Raw genomic sequence first — 2,224 nt, 5'->3', positions numbered from 1 at the left:
GACGCCTGCTGCGGCGGGTGCGCGACTTCGCGCAGGCCGCGGGCCGGGCGGCGGACCGCGCCATGGCGGATGCGGCGCTGGCGCGGCTCGAGGTGGATCGCCTCGGGCTCGACGCGCAGGACCGGCGCTACCTGCGCCGGATCGCGGAGCACCATGGCGGCGGGCCGGTCGGGGTGGAGACGCTCGCTGCGGCGCTCGCCGAAAGCCGGGACACGCTGGAGGAGGTCATCGAGCCCTTCCTGATCCAGGAAGGCCTGGTGCTCCGGACCCCGCGCGGGCGGATGCTGGGCGAGCCGGGGTGGCGGCACCTGGGGCTGAACCCGCCGGCCGGATTCGGGGCCCAAATGGACCTGCTGGCGGCGATGCCGCCCGAGTCGCCGCCGGAATGACACATCCCCACCGCTTTCCCGTCCGGGTCTATTTCGAGGATACGGATGCGGGGGGTGTCGCCTATCACGCGACCTACCTTCGCTGGGCCGAGAGGGCCCGGACGGAATCCTTGCGTGCCATGCACTTGCCGCATGCGCTTATGATGGAGCGTTACAATGCGATGCTTGTGGTGCGGCGCATCGAAGTGGCGTATGTGCGCCCGGCCCGTCTCGACGAGCCCCTGATCGTCGAGACACGGATTCGCGCCATCGGCGCGGCATCCCTCGATCTCGAGCAGCTCGTGCTGCGCGAGGCCGGGGAGGCCGAGCTGGCGCGGCTTCTGGTCGGGCTGGTCTGCGTCCGCGCCGCCACCCCCGGCGGCGCGGACGGGACCGACGGGCTGCGGCCCGCCAGGATCCCCGAGCCCTGGCGGAGCGAGCTGGCGCGTCGGGTCGTGCCCGTGACGGGCTGAGGGCTGGCGGCGCCCCTGTGCGCCGAGCGTCCGAAGGGACGCCGCGGCCGGTGCCGCGAAGCCAGGGGCCGCGGAGGCGGCCCGCCCGGCGTTTGAGGGGACCGGCGCGAGCCGGCCCGAGGAAGAGGAGGCCCAGGCCTTGGGCAACGTAGCGGCGGCACCCCTGGCAGCGGCGGCGCACGACCTGTCGCTGTGGCAGCTGTTCCTCATGGCCGACTGGGTCGTGAAGAGCGTCATGATCGGGCTGCTTCTCGCCTCGGTCTGGGTCTGGGCGATCATCTTCGAGAAGGTGACCACGCTGCGCCGCATCCGGCGCGAGGCCGACGCCTTCGAGGACCGCTTCTGGTCCGGCGGCAGCCTGGAGGAGCTCTACCAGCGCGAGGGCGAGAAGCCGTCGCACCCGATGGCCGCCGTGTTCGGCGCGGCGATGGGCGAGTGGAAGCGCTCCGCGGGCCGCGGCCTCGGCAGCGAGCTCGCCGTGGTCGGCACCAAGGAACGCGTCGAACGCGCCATGGCAGTGGCGACGTCGCGCGAGATGGAGCGGCTGGAGCGGTGGATGGTGTTCCTCGCGACGGTCGGCTCGGCGGCGCCCTTCATCGGCCTGTTCGGCACGGTCTGGGGCATCATGAACAGTTTCCAGGCGATCGCGGGGATGCAGAACACCTCGCTCGCGGTGGTCGCGCCCGGCATCGCGGAAGCGCTCTTCGCCACCGCGATCGGCCTGGTGGCGGCGATCCCGGCGACCATGGCCTACAACAAGTTCGCCTCCGATTTCGGCCGCTTCGCCGGCCGGCTCGAGGCCTTCGCGGCCGAGTTCTCCGCTATCCTGTCGCGCCAGTCCGAGGCCGCGGCGTCCGAGCCCGCGCGTCCGCGCGCAGCGGCCGCGGCTGCGGAGTAGCGAGGTGGCCGGCGGGATCATGGGCCCGGCGCGGGGCGGTCGCACCCGCTACCGGCCGATGAGCGAGATCAACGTCACGCCCTTCGTGGACGTGATGCTGGTGCTGCTGATCATCTTCATGGTTGCGGCGCCCCTGATGACGGTCGGCGTGCCGGTGGACCTGCCGCGCACCGCCGCGCAGCCGCTGAACCAGGAGCAGGAGCCGCTGACCATCTCGGTCGACGGCCAGGGCCGCATCTTCCTCCAGGAGACCGAGGTGCCGCTCGAGAACCTGGTGCCGCAGCTCCAGGCGATCATGCGCAACCAGCCGCAGGGGCAGCCCGAGCGGCGCATCTTCGTGCGCGGCGACCGCGGCATCTCCTATGGCCGCGTGATGGAGGTGATGGGCACGGTCAGTTCGGCCGGCTTCTCCCGCGTGGCGTTGCTCGCCGAGCAGCCCTCGGGCCGTCCGGCCGGCCAGCCGGCGCAGCCGGCGCAGCCCGCGC

4 protein-coding genes are annotated in these 2,224 nt (G+C 72.8%); all 4 read left to right on the top strand.

Annotation, left to right across the window (positions count from 1 at the left end; genetic code table 11):
• Positions 1–389 (top strand): Holliday junction DNA helicase RuvB C-terminal domain-containing protein (locus L2I40_RS22175; protein ID WP_272911001.1); only part of this gene is annotated, 389 nt, incomplete at its 5' end.
• Positions 386–841 (top strand): YbgC/FadM family acyl-CoA thioesterase, encoded by a 456-nt coding sequence (locus L2I40_RS22170; RefSeq protein ID WP_237217464.1) that lies wholly within the window; start codon positions 386–388, stop codon positions 839–841. The genes L2I40_RS22175 and L2I40_RS22170, both read left to right, overlap by 4 nt.
• A gap of 139 nt (positions 842–980) precedes the next feature.
• A complete protein-coding gene (gene tolQ / locus L2I40_RS22165) occupies positions 981–1,739 on the top strand; it encodes a protein TolQ (protein WP_272911000.1) in 759 nt (252 codons plus the stop codon).
• 4 nt (positions 1,740–1,743) lie between these two features.
• Positions 1,744–2,224 (top strand): protein TolR (gene tolR, locus L2I40_RS22160; RefSeq protein WP_372491100.1); only part of this gene is annotated, 481 nt, incomplete at its 3' end.

Source organism: Falsiroseomonas oryziterrae (assembly GCF_021864505.1).
Taxonomy (GTDB): Bacteria; Pseudomonadota; Alphaproteobacteria; order Acetobacterales; family Acetobacteraceae; genus Falsiroseomonas; species Falsiroseomonas oryziterrae.
Note: the sequence above shows the minus strand (reverse complement) of the source record. Positions and strands in the feature narration are given on the sequence as shown.

Coding starts and splice junctions, on each gene's coding strand:
- L2I40_RS22170 (WP_237217464.1), top strand. CDS start 386: ATGACACATCCCCACCGCTTTCCCGTCCGGGTCTATTTCGAGGATACG.